We start from the raw sequence: 17,384 nt of genomic DNA, 5'->3' as shown, positions 1-17,384 counted from the left end.
ATTCTCAGAAAGCCACTCACATTCAAAAGACGGAGATTTAACCTGCCTGTAACGTCAGAAGCCCCCATTGAGGGTTTTTCGTCATCCTCACAGTTCACACGGTTTCGGCTTGCCAAAAACCCCCGCGCCTCATCGGCTCAATCGTGTCAGGCGGATGGTGACGCTCGCGTTCGCTCAGCTGACCTTCTGTGCAGATAGCGCGTTTATGCATGATGATACGCACGAGACACATGTACCTCAGTTCACTCGCCTGAGTGTCCATCCAGCACGCGCACCCGACGCCTGCCCCCAGGTACTCTGGGAAGCGACATGAAGGAACTCCTGTCCACCGAGCAGATTCAGACGGGTCTGAAACACTACCGCCGCATCGCCCGACAGGACATGCTGCGCGCCAGTGAAACACCTCACCCGGACGCCTTCCTGAAACACGCCGAAAGCCGGCGCGAAATCTACACCAGGCTCGGCGCCTACGCTGACGAACACGGCCCCGACGAGGTCATCGAGCACGCCCTGGATCTCTACCGCACCCTGCCGTTCGTCACCGGCACCCCCGAACATGAATACGCCGACATCAAAGGGCAGGAAAACGCTCTGGAGAACTTCTTCCTGCTGATCGGCCTGGACCCCAAAACCCGCCGCGAAGCCCGCAGTAAACGCCCCCGCCTCACCCCCTGACGCGCCCGCAATCAGCCCGCCCCGGTCGCCCTGGGGAGCGCAGCGGTACACTGCCCGTCATGCCCCACCCCGATTTTGTCGGACTCGTGAACTCCCTCCAGGCCACGGCCGAAGCGGCGCTGGGCGACCTGAACGCCGCCACAGCCAGCGCCGCCCGCGACGGCCTGCTCGACGAACGACGTGCACGGCAGACGGCCGAACGCAGCCTGAAACTCCTGGCCATGCTCGCCGAAAAAACCCGCGGAAACCTGGACTTCACCGAGGCGGACCTCCTCACGAACGCCATCGCCAGCGTTCACGAACGCCTGCAGGCCCCCACGCCGGACACCAACTGAAGTGCGCGCCACCCTGCAGCGCGTCACCCGCGCCACCTGCACCGTGAACGGCGAGGTCACCGGCCAGACCGGACCGGGCCTGCTGGTGCTGCTGGGCGTCGCGCCCGGCGACACGGACCTTACCGCCCGCACCCTGGCCGGCAAGATTGCCCGGCTCCGGATCTTCGGCGATGACCGGGGCCGGATGAACCGCAGCGTGCAGGACATCGGCGGCGGGATCCTCAGCGTCAGCCAGTTCACGCTGTATGCCGACACCCGCAGCGGCAACCGCCCCAGTTTTACGGGCGCCGCCGCACCCGAACACGCCCGCGCCCTGTACGGCACCTTCAACGCGGCCCTGCGCGACCAGGGCCTCCCGGTGGGCGAGGGGATCTTCGGGGCACACATGGTCCTGGACCTCACGAACGACGGCCCCGTGACGCTCACCCTCGACCTCGACTGACGCCACCTGCACCCGCCCGCCGGTTTCTCACGTCCAGGTCATACCCTGAAGGCCATGACGCGCCGATTCAGCACCCTGGCCGCCCTGCTGCTCCTGGGCAGCGCAGCGGCCTACACCGTCCGGCCCGGCGATACCCTCTACTCCATCGCGCGTGCCAGCAGCACCACCGTCGACGCCCTGATCCGCCTGAACAACCTTAAGAGCACCACCCTGGAGGTCGGACAGGAACTCCAGCTCCCCCCGCAGAGGCCCACCCCTCCCGCCTCCAGCACCCCCAGCCTGCCCCCACCACTGGACGACCAGCAACTCGCCCCCACGCCTCCCACCGCCCGGATCGCCGGCGTGAACATCACCGTGCCCGCGAGCCTGCGCATGGGGGAGGCGTTCACGGTTCAGCTCAGTGGCCCCCGTGCCGCGCAGGCCACCGTCCGCTTCCCCAGTGAAGTCGGCGAGGACGTCCGCCAGCCCAACGAGATCCTGCGCCCCACCGGCGGAGCGGGCGAGTACGTGGTGCTCGGCCGCGTGGTCCTCGGCAAGACCACCCCGCTGGTGTACGAGGTGACCCTGAACGGCGAACTCGTCCGCGGCCGCATTCCGGTCATCGCGCTTGACGATCCCATCCAGCACCTGAACCTCCCGTCCAGCATCAGCAAGGTCCTCGTTGACCCGGCCCGGCAGAACGAGGACGCACTGGTCGAAAAGGCGTACGCCCGGCGCACCCCGCAGGCCTGGACGCGGCCCTTCGCCCCTGCACTCAAAGGCGTCACGCCCAGCAGTTCCTCCTTCGGTCAGCCCCGCACCTACGTTGCCGGCGGTCCCGTCGCCTACCACTTCGGCACCGACTACCCCGCCCGGGCCGGTACGCCCGTCCTGGCGGTCAATGACGGAACGGTCGTCATCGCCGGGCGCTACCCCGTACGCGGTGGCCTGGTCGTCATTGATCACGGCGCCGGACTCGTCAGCCTGTACTTCCACCAGAGCAGGGTCACGGCGAAAGTCGGGCAGACAGTCAGGCGCGGCGACAAGATCGGTGAGGTCGGCACCACCGGTCTGAGCGCCGGCCCGCACCTGCACCTCGAACTGCGCGTGCGGGGCGAGGGCACCAACCCCGCCGGGTGGATGGGCCGCGTCTGGCCCCGCTGACCCCACCCGGCCCGCTGCCCCGCAGCGGTATGCTCGGCGCGTGACTGACGCTCCTTGCACGCAGCCCGCAGCCCTGCTGGTGGTCACCCCGCACGCCTCGGGCGCCCTGCCCGCCGACATCCTGCACGACATGCTGGGCGACGCCGCGCAGCACACCGCCACCCGGGACCGGCACCTGCGGCGCGTATTCCTCGACGGCGACCCCTACACCGACCTGATCTACCACGTGCCCGGCGCCCGGCACGTCCAGGCGCCCTGGAGCCGCTTCGCGGTCGACCTGAACCGGACCCGTGACGACCAGGAGGACAACGGCGTCATCAAACTCACCACCTTCGACCGACAACCTCTCTACCCCCCCGGTTTCGTCCTCACCCCCGAAGCGCGCGAACAGCGCCTGCGCCGCCACTGGGATCCCTTCGACGCCCTGATCACCAGTGAACTTCAGGGCGCCGCGCTGATGATCGTCGGTCACTGCATGGCCGCCACCGGCCCGGCCCTCGGGCCAGACCAGGGCGCGCCACGACCCGCCGTGTGCCTCATGACCGGAACGGATCATGCCCCCACCTTCCCGCGCCAGCACTGGGCAGCGCTGCGTGACGCCTGCGCGCAGCACTTCACGCCGGTCCTGCCGGAGCATGCCCCGCGCGACGTGACCATCGGGGTGCCCTGGCAGACCGATACGCTCAGCGCCACCCACCACGCCCGCAGCGCCGTGCCCGCCTTCGGGATCGAGGTGAATGCCGGCCTGTACCTGCGCGGCACCGGCCCTGACACTCACCCGGACGACCACATGATCAGCGACCTGAACCGCGCGTTCCGTGATTTTGCGCACGCTGCCCTGACCCTCCTGACCTGAACCGCCGGGTCAGGTCGAAAAGCCCCCACGCCCCTCACGCTGAAGTCAATGATCGCGGGAGGCGAGCGTGCGAACCGTGCGCAGCAGCGCCGCAGCCGCGGACGGATCCGGCACCCCCGCCAGGGCGTCCTCCAGCAGGGTCAGACCCACCTGCGCCTCCCGGTCCGCGAACGCCTGCGCGTACGCGACGCTGCCACTCTCTAGCAGCCAGCGGTGAATCTGCGCAATGACAGCCGCGTCCTTTGCCGGCCGGTCGCGGCGCATCTGCTCCAGAAACACCTCGCGCTGAGGGGCGGGCGCCCCGGCCAGCCAGTGCAGCACGATCAGCGTCCGCTTGCCCTCCAGCAGGTCCCCACCAATCTCCTTCCCGTACGTCCCGGCATCCCCATTCAGGTTCAGCACGTCATCACGGATCTGGAAAGCGGCCCCCAGCGCCAGCCCTGCCGCACCGAACGCCTCGCTGGGCACCACACCCGCCGCCAGCGCCCCCAGCTGCAACGGCACGACCACCGTGTAGTACGCCGTTTTCAGGCGCACCATATCCAGGTAGTCCTCCTCGCGCAGCGCCCAGGTGCGGCCCTCCACCCAGCACAGGTCCAGGTGCTGCCCCTCCGCCGTGCGGTGAATCATGTCCAGGAACGCCGGCACCGCGCCGCTCACCCCCGAACGGTGCACGGCCGCCCACATGTACGCATGCAGCCCATCACCCACGTTGATCGCCAGGGGCACGCCGTGCAGGCGGTGCATGGCCGGCCGGCCCCGGCGCTCCTCACTGTCATCCTCGATGTCATCATGAATCAGCACCCAGTTCTGGAACAATTCCAGCGCTGCGGCCAGCCACAGCGCCCCCTCCCACGCCGCCGTGCCCTCCACCACCCCGTGCGCGCGCGCGCTGGCGAGCAGCAGCTCACTGCGAATGCCCTTCCCGCCCCGCTGCGGATAGTCGCGCAGCATGGCGTAATACTCATCAAGTTCCGGTCGGACCGCCGACTCGGGCAGCAGGGACAACACGCGGGACAGCAGCTCAGGACGCATCGCCGGGCAGCATAATGCATCCCTCCAGGCCGTCCGGCCGGAAGAAGGCGGAGAGAAGAAAGTGCAGGCCGCCGGACAGCCACGTGCAGGAATGCCGCCGGCCACGGCCTCATGCCGCCCGCCCCTTAACCTCCCCGGAGCGGCAAACGGCGCCACCTGACCCTGCCGTGATTCGGACATAGCGCGTCCTGCGCCAACCTGCAGGGCACCAGCCGCCTTCGCATCCAGACCAGCAGCGGAACTGCCGCCCGCGCCCACAACGTGAACCCCTCTGCGACACGGAAGTCAGCCGGCGGCCCGTGGCGCCCAAGCGCCTGCGTTCGACAACAGCGATCGCCTCTCCGTTCGTGACCTCATGAGTGGTGTACGGCGGGCACTGCAAGACCGCGGGGCGAAGGTCGGCGGGAGCCCCTTGAGCATCCAGAGTGAATCTGCCACTCCCACTCGGGAATCACCGTCTCCATCCGCTTGCCCTGATCGTTCCAGGCGGCCTCCGTCAGGCCTGCGGCACTATCACCGACGGGTCCGGCACAGAGCTTGAGCCTGACGGCCGCACCACACAAGCACTGCCCCCTGGACCTGCCAGGCCGGTGACCCCGCGGGCCAACGCAGTGCCCACCTGAGCCTGGATACCGCGGGGGTGGGTGACAGCGCCGCACGCCACGGCGGTGAAGGTTCGTCCTGCTGCGCAGCAGCCCAGGCGCAGACCGCTGAGCACCTGCCATGCCCCGGTTCTGCCCAGTTCCCTTGAGCGGACGTCCAGCCCCACCTGAACAATTCGCTCGGCAACGCACCCACCTGCATTGCGCAGGGCTGCCTGACAAGACAGGCCTGTAGGCGTGAAGTGAACCGGCTGCAATGTCATCCGCCCTGCTGATGACAGGCGGCCCACGTATACGGCAGTGGATGGGCACCCCATGAGAGGGTCATTCCCTTGCCCTGGCTTACAAGTGGAAGGCGGCGGGGAACAGGGGACTGAATTCCTTCACCGGACGCTGGAGCCCGCCGGTCTGTCCTCTTGTCAGGGCCGTTGTCTCTGACCTGACCACCTTCCTCACCTCTTGACATCAAAGTGAAGGTCTCTTCACCAGAATCAAGAAGGACGCACAATCAGGTCACCACCTCAATCATGCCTCTGTCATGTCGGGTTCGCTTCAACGCGCGACAGTGAACACGTCGCGCAGCCACCGCGGACAATGCACCCGGCCCCGGCACCCCAAGGAGGTACCAACATGACCAGCAACAACAGAACCAACGGCAACGTCCGGCGCGGTTTCGCCGGCATGGACCCCGCCCGCCAGCGCGAAATCGCCTCGAAAGGCGGCCGGGCCGCTCATGAAAGCGGCAACGCCCACGAGTTTACCAGCGAAGAGGCGCGCGAAGCGGGTCGAAAAGGCGGGCAGGCTGTCAGTTCCAACCGGCAGCACATGGCTGAGATTGGACGCAAAGGCGGCGAAGCCTCTCACGGCAGCCGCAACCAGATGCGCAACCAACGCAACGACACGGACGACACCCAGCAGAACCGGAACAACTGACTGCACAGCTGCAATACGAACGACCTTTAGCACTCACAAGGGTGGCTAGTCCAGCGTCCAGCTCACTTTGTCTAATTGTCAGACTCTCCCTTTGGGAAGCGTTCCGTGGCTGAACCAAACGATGCTACGTGGCTCGGAACGAAAACATGGTAGTCCGTTGACTGGCTGAAACTTGATGGATAGAGCCCGTGCTCAGTACCCGACAGTTTCTCTGGGAGGTTGCAAAACCGCGAGTAACACGCGAGAACAGTGTGCGTCTCCCGATGTCCTGGCCAAACTGACCCGCTGCTTCACCGCGCACTTTCCGGAGTTCCGCAAGAACCAGGTGGAGCTGCTGTCGCTGATGGTGCTCGCGCTGCTTCAGGCCAAAGATGTCCGGCACGCTGAACTTGCGGCGCGCTTCTCTGGACGCGCGCAGACCAGCTCGGTGATTCGCCGCGTGGAGCGCTTTTTTGATCGCCATCCACTGTGTCCCGCCGATGTGGCCCATGTCGTCTTGGCGCTGCTCCCACAGACGCGGCCTCGCGAGTTCATCATCGACCGTACGAACTGGAGATACGGTCAGACGGACGTGAACGTCCTGATGCTGGCGGTGCTGTGGCGCGGTGTGGCGGTCCCCTTGCTGTTCGAGCTGCTGCCCCACGGGGGCAGCAGCGATACAGCGGTGCGCCACGCCCTGATGGATGACGCGCTGTGCCTGCTCACGGCGTCACAGATTCGCGTGCTGTACGCGGATCGTGAGTTCGTCGGACACGACTGGATTCAGGGCCTGGCGCAGAAAGGCATTCCGATCTGTGTGCGCTTGCGACGCGACAGTCCAATGGACGAGTGGTCTGCTCAGGACTGGCTGGGCCGTCTGCAGACCGGCAGTGCCGGTCTGCTGGTCGAGCACGCCGAGGTCGACGGGCAGCCGATGAACGTCGTGTTGACGTCCACACCGGACGGAGACGCCCTGATCATTGCCAGCAACACCGGCGCCGTGACCGCCATTCAGGCGCAGTATCGTCATCGCTTCCGAGTCAAGTGTCTGTTTCGGGCCCTCAAAAGCAAGGGCTTCAAGTTGGAAAATACGCCTATGACGCTCCACGATCACGTGGAGCGCCTCCTGTGCCTGCTGACCCTGACCGACGTCTGGTGCGTGCTGGCGGGCATCCCCGAGATCTGCCCGAACAAACAGCATGGTCGCCGGGCCTGGAGCGTCGTGACGCTGGGCTTACGGGCCCTGGTTCGCGCCATCAGCCGGAAGGTTGATCACGAAGAGCTGCCCCTCCTACGACTGATTGACCTGTTCATGCCGTCCAAGACGCACATCTGAGAAACTGTCGGGTACTGAGGAGCCCGTGTTTCTGGGTCCAGCGAGAAACTCAAGAAGTCGAAATTAGCTGTGTTCATCGTCAATACTACCAGACCCAACAGACTACCAATAATATTGCCCGGAATAGAGCTAAGATCGTGAACAGTAATAAGTTTGTGAGAGAGGGTGGATAATATGGAGATGTGAGAGGGGGAACCACCCATTCTCCAACGCCATCCCCAGCCCGCTGGAATTTATCTTATAAGTGCATACCAGGGGCCCACAGGAGTACACCATGAAGAACAGCACCCAAGGCTTCACCCTGATTGAGCTCCTCATCGTGATCGCGATCATCGGCATCCTGGCCGCCGTGTTGATCCCCAACCTGCTCGGCGCTCGCAAGAAAGCGAACGATGCCGCCGCTCAGAGTGTCGGCCGGCAGATCCTAACGGCGATGGCCGCCGTCGAAACTGGGAACGCCACTAGCACGGGTCAGGATGCAGTCTGCAGCGCGCGCTCCACTGCCGGTGTTGTGACTGTGACCTCTGGCAGTGAGACCGCTAGCGTGAACGCCCCCGCTCCTATCACAGCGGTAACCTGCACCAGCAACACGAGCCAGTACAGCACTACAATCACCTACAACGGTGGCAGCAACGCGACCGCGACCTACACCTCTGCCAAGTAATTTACTGGCCCCAAAGGACCGCCCTCTGGGGCGGTTTTTTTATCTTCGTAAGCTTTACAATGGAGGTGCTCATGAGCCTAAATCTTCGTGATTTCGCTGCATTCGGCACTGCGGCAACACTTCTTTTCATTCTTCCGATCTCCCTTCCTGGAGGTTTCTTCGCTCTTCCAAAACTTCTCGTGACCGCGCTATGGTTGACGGTGCTTGCAGCAACTCTGTTTCTCGCACGAAAAAATTTAGAACTGAGCATTTCACGACCTGTTGTGGCTTTAAGTACGGCTTATATAGGTTGGATCGCTTTAGCTAATCTTAGCTTCTCTCCATATCGAGCATTCACGCTGGTTGGCTGGCCCAACTGGTACACAGGACTCACTCAAACTGTATTAATTGTAGGAATCTTTATTTTAGTAAGTATGATACAAAAGGACGATTCATCTGACGTGCCGTTTTACATGCATATATTCTTTATAACAAGCTTGATTATTACTATCATATCCGTATTAGAAAGAATTGGATTTAATCCATTAATTGGAAGTGAATGGTTTGTAATTCCAGATCTACAAAAAGAGGTTAGTGCTTTCTATCCTATTGCAACTGTCGGCAACTCCGGCTGGATAGGTGGATTCTGGCTGCTTATGCTTGCTCTTCCATTAATCCTGATACGGTATCGGTGGTTATTCCTGCTTTGGTCTTTGACTAATGCAATTGGAATTGCCACAACTAATAATAAAACCGCTCTTTATCTAGCGCTTATATACCAAGTAGGAATTTTAGGGTGGATTTCTTTTAAAAAAAGAGATCGCATCATTGGACTAACAATTATAATCTCATTTCTCGTATTAATTATAGGGTCTTCTGCTCTAACAAAAATAAACATTCTTCTTTTTAAAACTGGGGTCGTTTCCAGAGTCACTTCAGTCGCAAAATCCGATGCTTCTGCAGGCGGCTCTAGCTTACAAGGTCGCATCATCATCTGGAGAGGTACTCTCCGATTGGCTGGCGAGCGACCATTAACCGGTTGGGGGTTAGATACTCTACAAATGAACTTTTTCCGTTCTCTATCACATAAAGAGTATATTGATCTCATGAAGCCTGTGTTAGGATTGAAATTGGACGAAACAGCAAAGAGCTTAGGATTTTTGCACATGGTGTATGGTCCTGACATGGAATTCAAAAGGATGAAGTTTTTTATTATGGTGAAGCCCCATAACGCTATTCTGGAAGAACTTTACAGCCATGGAGTTGTTAGCCTGCTGATTCTTATATTGCTTTTAGGATACTGCGGTCAAATAATTATAAAATGGGGGGGATACAAGGAAAAAATACTCTTAACCGCCTGCACCTTGTATGGTATATATCTACTCGCTTGGTTCACTACGATTGCCGTGACCCCTATCGCGGCTGTACTCCTGGGTTTTGCCATCGCGGGTAGTTATAGCAAGCATTCCCCTGTAGGCTATGCTTTAGGTCGAGACCTAACAATTGAATAAATCGTCAAAATGCGCTTTCAGATGTAAGAACTAGGTAACTGCTCAGCACGGTAGATCGCTACTACTATGAAAAGTTGCATTTCTTTAGTTAACAACAATGATTCCTTCCATAAAATCGTCGATTTAAGGAGAAATCCATTCTTACCCTTCGCAAACGACGTGATATCTTATCACTATACTGCTTTTAAAGCCAACCGAAGTTATCACCTTACATCTTCTGCCAGCGATTTCTGCCTATTTATTCCTGACGTTAGTAGACAGAACAAGCACATGCTTAAATATTTCTTCTCTGTGCCGGACATCTTCAGTTTGAAGTTGTGCTGCTCAGGACCTGACAGGTTGAGGTAAATGTCTTCCAGAACGCGGAAAAGCAGGATAAAGGGCAACAAATGGGGGTGTGATCCGTCCCAGTGTTGCCTTTGCCCATGTTGACACGTTCGCCGCGTACCTCAAAGAACGCCTGCCGCACCACCGCTCCGACACCCTCCGCCGCCTGACCGAGGTCCTGTTCGGCATCCTTCAGGCCGAGTCCACGCTGCATCGCAAAATTGCGGTGCATAGTGACCGCGATGCGACACCCAGTTCGATCATCCGCATGGTCGCGCGGACAGTCCACGAAACGAACCTTATTGATAGCGGCGTAGCGTATCTGATTAGCGCCTCCAGGCGTCGGGTCGCAACAGCGCATCGAATAGGATGATCGGCATGACCGCGCCGCTGACGGAACAGGATCTCCACGAGATCATCCGTCGGCAGGCCGAGCAGATCGAACAGCTCCAGAAGCGCATCGAGCAGTTGGAGCGTCTGCAACGCAAGTATGCCGCGCCGCACAGTCGTGGCAGCCGAAAGGCTCACCCGAAGACCGCCGGTCGTCGTGCGGGTGAGGGGGTGTTCACATACAAGCGTCCTCCTGCTCGGGAGCAGGAGGACCGCGTCATCGACGTCCCCGTGCCCAATACGTGCACCGCCTGCGGATATGTCGGTGAGTTGATCTTCACGCGCCATGACCGCGCCTGGATCAGTGATCTGCCCGCTCAGACCGTGCAGATCACCGCGTATCACGTGCCGGTGATGGCCTGCCCGCAGTGCGGGCAGGCCGTGCGTGGCGCGCATGCCGATCTCCGACCGGACCAACGCGGGGCCACGGCCCACCGGTGCGGCCCCCGTCTGGCGGCCACCATCCAGGCGCTGCATCACGAGGTCGGTCTCCCGCAGCGCCGCATCGCCCGGGTGTTGCGTCTGACGACCGGGTTTCAGGTGACTCAGGGCGCCATCACCCAGGCGGCACAGCGTCTGGCGCGTGATGGGAGCCCACTGGCGACGCACGTCACGGCGCTGGAACGGGCGCTGCGGGCAGCACCCTACGTACACCACGACGACACCGGCTGGCGAATGGACGCGACTCAGGCCTGGGTGAGCACCTTCCGGTCGGCAGATACCGTCGTCTTCCGGGCGAACCTCCAGCACACGAATGCGGAGCTGCGCGCGGTGATCGGCAACGACTTCGGGGGCGTGCTGGTGTGTGACCGCTTCACAGTGTATGACAGTCACACGCTGGCAGGTGTCCAGCAACAGAAGTGCCTGGCCCATGTCCTGCGCAATGCACAGACCACCAGCGAGCAGGTTCAGGGGAAACGGGGACGCGGCCGGGACTATGGGCAGCGTCTGGCGGAGGTGTGTCGGGCGTTGATGGCGCTGCATGCCCATCACCGTCGTGGAGGATGCAACCGGGACGAGTACCGAGTGCAGGGTGAGGCACTCACCCTGCGCCTGGAGGCGCTGCTGTATCGGCGCCCACTGAAGACCCCGGGGAACGAACGCCTGCGGCTGGGCCTGCTGAAGCAGCATCGACAGGGACGGTTGCTGAGATTTCTGGTCGACCCGGATATCCCGCCGACGAACAATGCGGCGGAACGGAGCCTGCGGTCGGTGGTGATCGCCCGGAAAGTCTCGCAGTGCAGCAAGAATGCACTGGGCGCGCAGACGTACATGCGCATCAAGTCCACCGTGGAGACCGCGCGGTTGCGTGGTCAGGACCCCGTTGACGTCCTGATCAGCCTGCGTCGCTAATCACATACGGCGTAGCTTTGTATCGGTTGCCGTCAGACTTCAGGTGTCTGGGTGACCTTTATCGCCGACCGGTCTGGACGGGAGCAAGGCGAACCTGTGCCGTTATCAATAAGCCGCAGGACGTCACAGACGTCCTGCTTCCACTCTTGCCACCTGGCAAGCTGACCTTCGTCCTCGACCGGACACACTGGCAACTGGGGCAACAGGACCTCACTCTGCTGGTGCTGGGCGTGGCCCTCGGGGATGTGGGGCTTCCTCTGATGTGGAACGTGTTGCCGCATGGCGGCAACACTGACATGCGGGTCCGGATGCTCCTGGTCGGCCTGCTTCTGAAGCGTCTTCCCGCTCGACGCTGGGCGGTCCTGATCGCCGACCGAGAGTTTGTCGGGCGGGAGTGGTTCAGTGTTTTGCGAGACCGACAGATCAAGCGATGTCTCCGTATACGAGAAAACACTGTATTGGACGAAGAACCTGCGCGCGATTCCTTCCAGAATCTCAAGCCAGGAGAGATTCGTGAACTACTCGAACGGATCTGGGTGGATGGCCGTTGGATGCGCGTGGTGGCGACGCTCTCCCCACAGGGAGAGCGCCTTCTCGTCGCCTCGGATTTGTCCCTCTGGAACACCCTGACGACCTATGGTTTGAGGAGGGGCATCGAATGTACGTTCTCAGCCATGAAAACACGGGGGTTGAACCTCGAGCAGACCCACATGACCCAGCCAGATCGCCTCTCCCGCCTCTTTGGTCTGCTCAGCTTGGCGCTGGCCTGGATCGTCCGCATCGGGATATGGCGGACTGAGCAGCAACCCATCCTCACCAAGAAGCATGCTCGCCGGGCGAGCGATGGACGAGAACTGCTGTGTCCTGCGCTCCGGTGGGGGAAAACCACGTTCTACACGTACTTCGATCTGCTTAAAGCCCCTTTCCCCGCTCCTAGACAGCAAAAAACCCAACCTGTCAGGTACTGAGGGAGACGCCGATATCCGAACCGGGGACGCTCGCACGCGAGCGTCCGGAGCTTGTCCGCCAGGTCACGGTCATCTCTCGTGGCGCGATGACGCCGTGTCGAACGATGAACACCAAGGACACGACAGGCCCGCCGCTCACTGATCCCGAACAGGTGCCGCACCTCCCGGATGACCCGCTTTTTGACGGGCGTCTGGGATCGCGGTGACTGGTCGGGGTTCACCACGTTCTGCCGGTGGCACCTGGTCTGCCCTCCGAAAACTGGACGGGACGTAATAGAAACGCAGGCTCGGACCCAGCGGTAGGCTGGAAAGCGAGGCCGTCCTATGAAGACACGCCAGTTCACCGAAGATCAGATCATCAAATTGCTCCAGGAGGCCAAGAAAGGCGAGAAGCCCATTGACGAGCTCTGCCGAGACTTCGGCTGCAGTCCCGCCTCCTTTTACGGCTGGAAGAAGAAATACGGCGACACGACCGTAGACGAAGCCAAACGGCTTCGTCAGCTCGAAAGGGAAAATGCTCGTTTCCTGCGGATCGTCGGCGAACAACGCTTGGAGATTGATGCCATGAAAGGCGTGGTCCAGAAAAAGCGGTAACGCCCACCGAGAAACGCACTGTGGTCCAAGATCTGGTCACAGCGCGGGTCAGGCCCAACCGGGCCTGCCTGCTGGTGGGCCTCCCGAAATCCTCCTGGCACTATCGTCCGAATCCGCGCCAGGACAGCGAACTTCGGCAACGGATCCGCGAGTTGGCGCTACTCCACCCTCGACGGGGTTGCCGGTTCATTCACGCCCTGCTGGTTCAGGAAGGTCAGCACATCAACCGGAAGAGGGTCCGGCGCATCTGGCGGGAAGAAGCCCTCACCATTACACCGAAGACCAGCAAGAAAATCCGCACGGGGACGTCGATTCCAATGAACGCCGAGTCTCCCAAACACGTCTGGACCTACGACTTTATCTTCGGCCAGACCCTGAGCGGCAGTTGAGTGGAACTGGACCGACCCCTTATCCTCCTCGTCCCTGCTTGGCTATAGGATGACAATACGGTGGTCAACCTCTACGAGCTCGCCCTCAACCAGGAGTGGGAGCGCCTTCGACAGGAGGTCTCCACGCATAGATACCCAGTGGAAGACTTGACGAACGCACTTGTTCGAGCGGTTTTCTTCCAGAACTTCGACGTGTCAGCGTTCCTCCTCACAGCAGGTGCAGACCCGAACGGCAGTTACGACGACACTGGATTCCCGCCGATGAGCGCCGCCGTCGAGAACGCCTGGCGAGAGGGCGTGGAACTCCTGCTGACTCATGGTGCGGACATCAATGTGCGCAAATACGGCGGTTGGACACCCCTGATTCATGCCGTGGATGTCGAGTACGACGGCGCTGTGCAAAATGACGAAGAGCCAAGCCTGGACTTCCTCCAGTTCCTGCTTGAACGTGGCGCCGACCAGAAGTTACGCGACGATCAAGGCCACACCGCAGCCGACCACGCACGTCTCTACGGCTGGAGCAAAGGGGCTGAATTTCTCTCGTCAGTCTGAAAACTGCGCCTGACCAACAGCCGTCAGCAGGAGATGGGAAAGCTCAGCAAGTCGGCCACGGACCAAACTCGTGTTGCGATGCCTATCGCCATAGCTGGGGAACGCTGGTGGTACTGCCTTCTCCCTTGCGGCTCAGGCAGCTTGGTACGAAGCCCGCGCTGCTCGTTACACCAGTTGTAGATCCCCATGCACAGCTGACTCAGCGCACGACGTATCAGCGGTGTACGGGCAAAGGCCAAGCTCCTCCTGGCCTCAAAGGCGTTCATTCGTCTGGCGGTGCCGTTCTGGCGCTCCACCGCTGAGGTGTTCGGCGTCTGGTACCCGAGGTGTGTGACTTCGGCGTCAACGCGTTTCCAGGATCCGTGAGCAACACGTTGAAGTACTTCCACCACGCGGCCTCCCTCCCGCCGCTTGATGATCAACACATGTGCCAGCGTGCGGGGCACCCGAAACCGCAACTTCTTGAAGCGTCCCTGCGATCCTTTGCGTGGTGGTTGGTACGGCACCCCGAAGACTTCGGAGAACAACGACTCATACACTGCCCAGCCATCGGTAAAGAGCACCAAGTCATGCGGGTTGGCCAGTCGTTTGAACTGGATAGAGTTTGGTGGAGGGTAAGTTCAGTGTGATCCACACTGGAGGACAGAATGTCCGTACCCAAGCAGAAATTCACCGCTGAGTTCAAACAAGAAGCCGTCCGGCTGGTCCGCACGACCGGAAAGAGTTGCGCCCAGATTGCCCGTGACCTTGGCGTTCCCCCTCACTACGTGGTCCGGTGGAAGCAGCAGCAGGACACCCAGACGGCCGCTGGCCGCCCAGCCTTCACCGGGCGGGGAATCCCCGCCCTTTCACCACAGGAGGCTCGACTCAAGGAACTGGAGCGGGAACTGGAAATTGCACGACAGGAACGGGATATTCTGAAAAAAGCACTGGCCTTCTTCGCGAAGCAGCCCTGATCTTCAAATTCATCGAGGGGCACCAGAACGAGTTCCCAGTGGAACTGATGTGCCGGGTTCTCGAGGTGGGCATCAGCGGGTACTACGCTTCGCGGGGAAGGCCGGAGAGCAAGAGGATCACAAAAGACCGCGTGCTGATCGAGAAAATCAGGACCAGCTTCGAGGAAAGCCGGGGAACATACGGGGCGCTGCGCATCCAAGCCGACCTGAAGGCACAGGGAGAGCAGGTCAGTCGTCAGCGGATCAGGCGGCTCATGCGACAAGCCCTGCTTGTCGCACGTGGGAAACGGAAGTTCCGTACGACGACCAAAACGAAATCTTCGCGTCCAGTCGCAGAAAACATTCTTGATCGGGCATTCACTGCGGATGCCCCGAACCAGAAGTGGGTCACGGATATGACGTACCTACCCACCCGTGATGGCTGGTTGTACTTGGCAACGGTCATGGACCTGTACTCGAGGAAAATTGTCGGCTGGGCGCTGAATGAGCGACTTCAGACGCCGCTGGTCACAGCGGCGTTGGAGATGGCCGTAGCGCGTCGGAAACCACCAGGCGGACTCCTGCATCACTCGGATCGAGGGAGCCAGTATACGAGCGATGTGTACCAGCAGGCGCTGGACAGACTGCAGGCCGTTCAGAGTATGAGCGAGGCGGGGGATTGTTGGGATAATGCTGTCCAGGAAAGCTTTTTTGCGACATTGAAGACGGAGATGGGGCTTGGTGAAGCGCAGTGGGACCGTGCCCAGACACGGACAGAGGTGTTCGAGTGGATTGAAGTGTTCTATAACCGTCGCCGTCGTCACTCGTCGTTGGGGTATCAGTCACCGACGGCCTTCGAGGAGCAGGCTTACATCCTGAACTGAGGCTCCACCAAACCCTTGACAGATCAGTTGCCGAGCGCCGAGCAACAGGCGGCGTCCCAGATCCTCGTTCCGCTGACCGAGTTCGCTTTGCACCAAGAACTTGCTCCTGGGTTCGATGACCGTTGCTTCCCACAGCTGCTGGTCTTTGCGTTCAACGAAGCCGTAGCGTTCATCGGCCTGCAAGGCGCTGAGCTGAAGGTCCTTGGCGTGCTGGTCATGAATGCCTTGAGCGTGGAGGCCAGTTAGGATGGCCAGTCGCCGGACGGTGGGGCGACTCAGTTTGGTCAACTTCGCCGTGGTTTTCAGGGCATTCCCGGCACCCAGGTGCTCCACGGCGCTGATCAGCTGATGTTCGGGAGCACGGGTGTTCCAAAGCGGCGTGCCCTTTCGTTCGCTGAACTCAGTGCCACAAACTTGGCACTTCAGCAGGCGGCGTTGCTCATGGCCGTAGAGCTTACGGACGCGGAGATTGCCGTGCCCGCGCTGGCCGTGCTGTTCACAGTGTTGAGCGGGGCAGGCAAAGCTTTCCAGGGGAAGGAGCGCTTTCGACATGTGCTGCCTTCTCTCCTACACGCATCCCCCTCACCGTGTGGTAGGTCTGGTTCCACCCAACTGCCCCCTGAGCGGGGTCACCCTAAAAATCCTGACCTTGACCGACGAGTTCACGCGGCAGTCACTGGCAGTGCGGGTCCGCGAGTCCTTCACGTCCACGGACGTGAAGGACGTCCTGAACGAGGTCATCGCTGAACGTGGTGCACCAGGATTCATCCGCAGCGATCACGGTCCCGAGTTCATTGCCCATGACCTGGGGATCTGGCTGGCGGTCCAGGAGATCGGCACACGGTTCATTCAACCAGGGAAACCGTGGCAGAACGGCTTCGCCGAGAGCTTTCACTCTCGGCTGCGCGAGGAGTGTCTCAACCAGGAGGTGTTTTATTCGGCCAAGCACGCCCAGGTCCTCCTGGACGGGTACCGAACGTTCTACAACGCCAGCAGGCCCCATTCCTCCCTGAAGTACCGCACACCCGACGAATGTGCCCAACTGGCCAGGCGTCAGGCCGCCGTCCCCCTCTGCGGAAAGGGCACCGCAGAGACGGCCGTCATTCCGCCACCGGGGTGAGCACCGGCGACCGATGGTGTACCCTTCTTTTGAGCCGAGTCTCTACTCGCGATCGTCCAAACTTTGGGGCCAGCCCACACCTCCTTCAGGATGCTGTGATCGAGCGTCAGATCTGCCACCAGCTTCTTCAGGCGACGGTTCTCTTCTTCCAGCTGCCGGACGCGCTTCGCGTCGTCCTTGGTCATGCCGCCGTACCGTGCCTGCCAGCGGTGAATGGTGGCCTTAGAAACTCCAGACAACCGAGCGACGTCACCGACCGCGGTGCTCGCCTCGACCTGCGCCAAGACATCAAGGATTTCATTTTCGCTGTACTGCTTGCGCTTCATGACCCCTCCCTGGAGACGATCTTGTCTCATTCAGAGTGGGCCGACCAACCGGGGTC

General features: G+C 61.0%; 17 protein-coding genes and 3 pseudogenes. 17 read left to right on the top strand and 3 right to left on the bottom strand.

What is annotated here, in order from left to right; all coding sequences use genetic code 11:
• The first annotated feature begins 309 nt into the window (after positions 1-309).
• From LAJ19_RS07600 to LAJ19_RS07580, 5 genes are read left to right on the top strand one after another with little or no spacing between them, the layout of a single operon-like run.
• Complete coding sequence (locus LAJ19_RS07600) at positions 310-675, top strand: hypothetical protein (RefSeq protein WP_225475176.1); 366 nt, start codon at positions 310-312, stop codon at positions 673-675.
• 59 nt (positions 676-734) lie between these two features.
• A complete protein-coding gene (locus LAJ19_RS07595; protein ID WP_225475175.1) occupies positions 735-1,010 on the top strand; it encodes a DUF1844 domain-containing protein in 276 nt (91 codons plus the stop codon).
• A 1-nt stretch (position 1,011) separates the two neighbouring features.
• Positions 1,012-1,452, top strand: coding sequence for a D-aminoacyl-tRNA deacylase (gene dtd / locus LAJ19_RS07590; protein WP_225475174.1), 441 nt, complete (start codon positions 1,012-1,014; stop codon positions 1,450-1,452).
• Between the two features lie 54 nt (positions 1,453-1,506).
• Positions 1,507-2,595, top strand: coding sequence for a LysM peptidoglycan-binding domain-containing M23 family metallopeptidase (locus LAJ19_RS07585; RefSeq protein ID WP_225475173.1), 1,089 nt, complete (start codon positions 1,507-1,509; stop codon positions 2,593-2,595).
• Between the two features lie 40 nt (positions 2,596-2,635).
• Positions 2,636-3,451 (top strand): N-formylglutamate amidohydrolase, encoded by an 816-nt coding sequence (locus LAJ19_RS07580; RefSeq protein WP_225475172.1) that lies wholly within the window; start codon positions 2,636-2,638, stop codon positions 3,449-3,451.
• 45 nt (positions 3,452-3,496) lie between these two features.
• On the opposite strand, the gene LAJ19_RS07575 is transcribed toward LAJ19_RS07580, so the two are convergent.
• Positions 3,497-4,486, bottom strand: coding sequence for a polyprenyl synthetase family protein (locus LAJ19_RS07575; RefSeq protein WP_225475171.1), 990 nt, complete (start codon positions 4,484-4,486; stop codon positions 3,497-3,499).
• A gap of 1,232 nt (positions 4,487-5,718) precedes the next feature.
• Here LAJ19_RS07575 and LAJ19_RS07570 point away from each other — a divergent pair.
• From LAJ19_RS07570 to LAJ19_RS07515, 11 genes and pseudogenes are all read left to right on the top strand, one after another.
• Positions 5,719-6,021: a KGG domain-containing protein gene (locus LAJ19_RS07570; RefSeq protein WP_225475170.1), complete on the top strand. Its 303-nt coding sequence runs from the start codon at positions 5,719-5,721 to the stop codon at positions 6,019-6,021.
• A gap of 175 nt (positions 6,022-6,196) precedes the next feature.
• Positions 6,197-7,336, top strand: coding sequence for a transposase (locus LAJ19_RS07565; protein ID WP_225475169.1), 1,140 nt, complete (start codon positions 6,197-6,199; stop codon positions 7,334-7,336).
• 274 nt (positions 7,337-7,610) lie between these two features.
• Positions 7,611-8,000: a type II secretion system protein gene (locus LAJ19_RS22055; protein ID WP_432804199.1), complete on the top strand. Its 390-nt coding sequence runs from the start codon at positions 7,611-7,613 to the stop codon at positions 7,998-8,000.
• 71 nt (positions 8,001-8,071) lie between these two features.
• Positions 8,072-9,490 carry an O-antigen ligase family protein gene (locus LAJ19_RS07555; RefSeq protein ID WP_225475168.1) on the top strand — a complete coding sequence of 473 codons (1,419 nt, stop codon included), beginning with the start codon at positions 8,072-8,074 and terminating at the stop codon, positions 9,488-9,490.
• A 397-nt stretch (positions 9,491-9,887) separates the two neighbouring features.
• A pseudogene (locus tag LAJ19_RS07550) lies at positions 9,888-10,133 on the top strand (IS4 family transposase); the annotation flags it as partial.
• A 62-nt stretch (positions 10,134-10,195) separates the two neighbouring features.
• Positions 10,196-11,560, top strand: a complete 1,365-nt coding sequence (gene tnpC / locus LAJ19_RS07545) for an IS66 family transposase (protein WP_225475167.1) — start codon at positions 10,196-10,198, stop codon at positions 11,558-11,560.
• A 113-nt stretch (positions 11,561-11,673) separates the two neighbouring features.
• A pseudogene (locus tag LAJ19_RS07540) lies at positions 11,674-12,528 on the top strand (transposase); the annotation flags it as partial.
• A 324-nt stretch (positions 12,529-12,852) separates the two neighbouring features.
• On the top strand, positions 12,853-13,122 hold the full coding sequence (locus LAJ19_RS07535; protein WP_225475166.1) for a transposase: 270 nt from the start codon (positions 12,853-12,855) through the stop codon (positions 13,120-13,122).
• A 20-nt stretch (positions 13,123-13,142) separates the two neighbouring features.
• Positions 13,143-13,511, top strand: a complete 369-nt coding sequence (locus tag LAJ19_RS07530; RefSeq protein WP_225475165.1) for an IS3 family transposase — start codon at positions 13,143-13,145, stop codon at positions 13,509-13,511.
• A 60-nt stretch (positions 13,512-13,571) separates the two neighbouring features.
• Positions 13,572-14,063, top strand: coding sequence for an ankyrin repeat domain-containing protein (locus LAJ19_RS07525; RefSeq protein ID WP_225475164.1), 492 nt, complete (start codon positions 13,572-13,574; stop codon positions 14,061-14,063).
• Positions 14,064-14,710: 647 nt separating this feature from the next.
• A pseudogene (locus tag LAJ19_RS07515) lies at positions 14,711-15,882 on the top strand (IS3 family transposase).
• Here LAJ19_RS07515 and LAJ19_RS07510 read toward each other — a convergent pair.
• Entirely contained in the window at positions 15,841-16,434 is a 594-nt protein-coding gene (locus LAJ19_RS07510) for a hypothetical protein (protein ID WP_225475163.1), read from the bottom strand. The pseudogene LAJ19_RS07515 and the gene LAJ19_RS07510 overlap by 42 nt on opposite strands.
• Between LAJ19_RS07510 and LAJ19_RS07505 the strand changes: the two genes are divergently transcribed.
• Positions 16,433-17,002 (top strand): integrase core domain-containing protein, encoded by a 570-nt coding sequence (locus LAJ19_RS07505; protein WP_225475162.1) that lies wholly within the window; start codon positions 16,433-16,435, stop codon positions 17,000-17,002. The genes LAJ19_RS07510 and LAJ19_RS07505 overlap by 2 nt on opposite strands.
• On the opposite strand, the gene LAJ19_RS07500 is transcribed toward LAJ19_RS07505, so the two are convergent.
• Positions 16,936-17,328: a transposase gene (locus LAJ19_RS07500; protein WP_225475161.1), complete on the bottom strand. Its 393-nt coding sequence runs from the start codon at positions 17,326-17,328 to the stop codon at positions 16,936-16,938. The genes LAJ19_RS07505 and LAJ19_RS07500 overlap by 67 nt on opposite strands.
• Between the last annotated feature and the right edge of the window lie 56 nt (positions 17,329-17,384).

This window comes from Deinococcus taeanensis, from assembly GCF_020229735.1.
GTDB classification, from domain to species: domain Bacteria; phylum Deinococcota; class Deinococci; order Deinococcales; family Deinococcaceae; genus Deinococcus; species Deinococcus taeanensis.
This window is presented reverse-complemented; position numbering and strand designations above follow the sequence as displayed.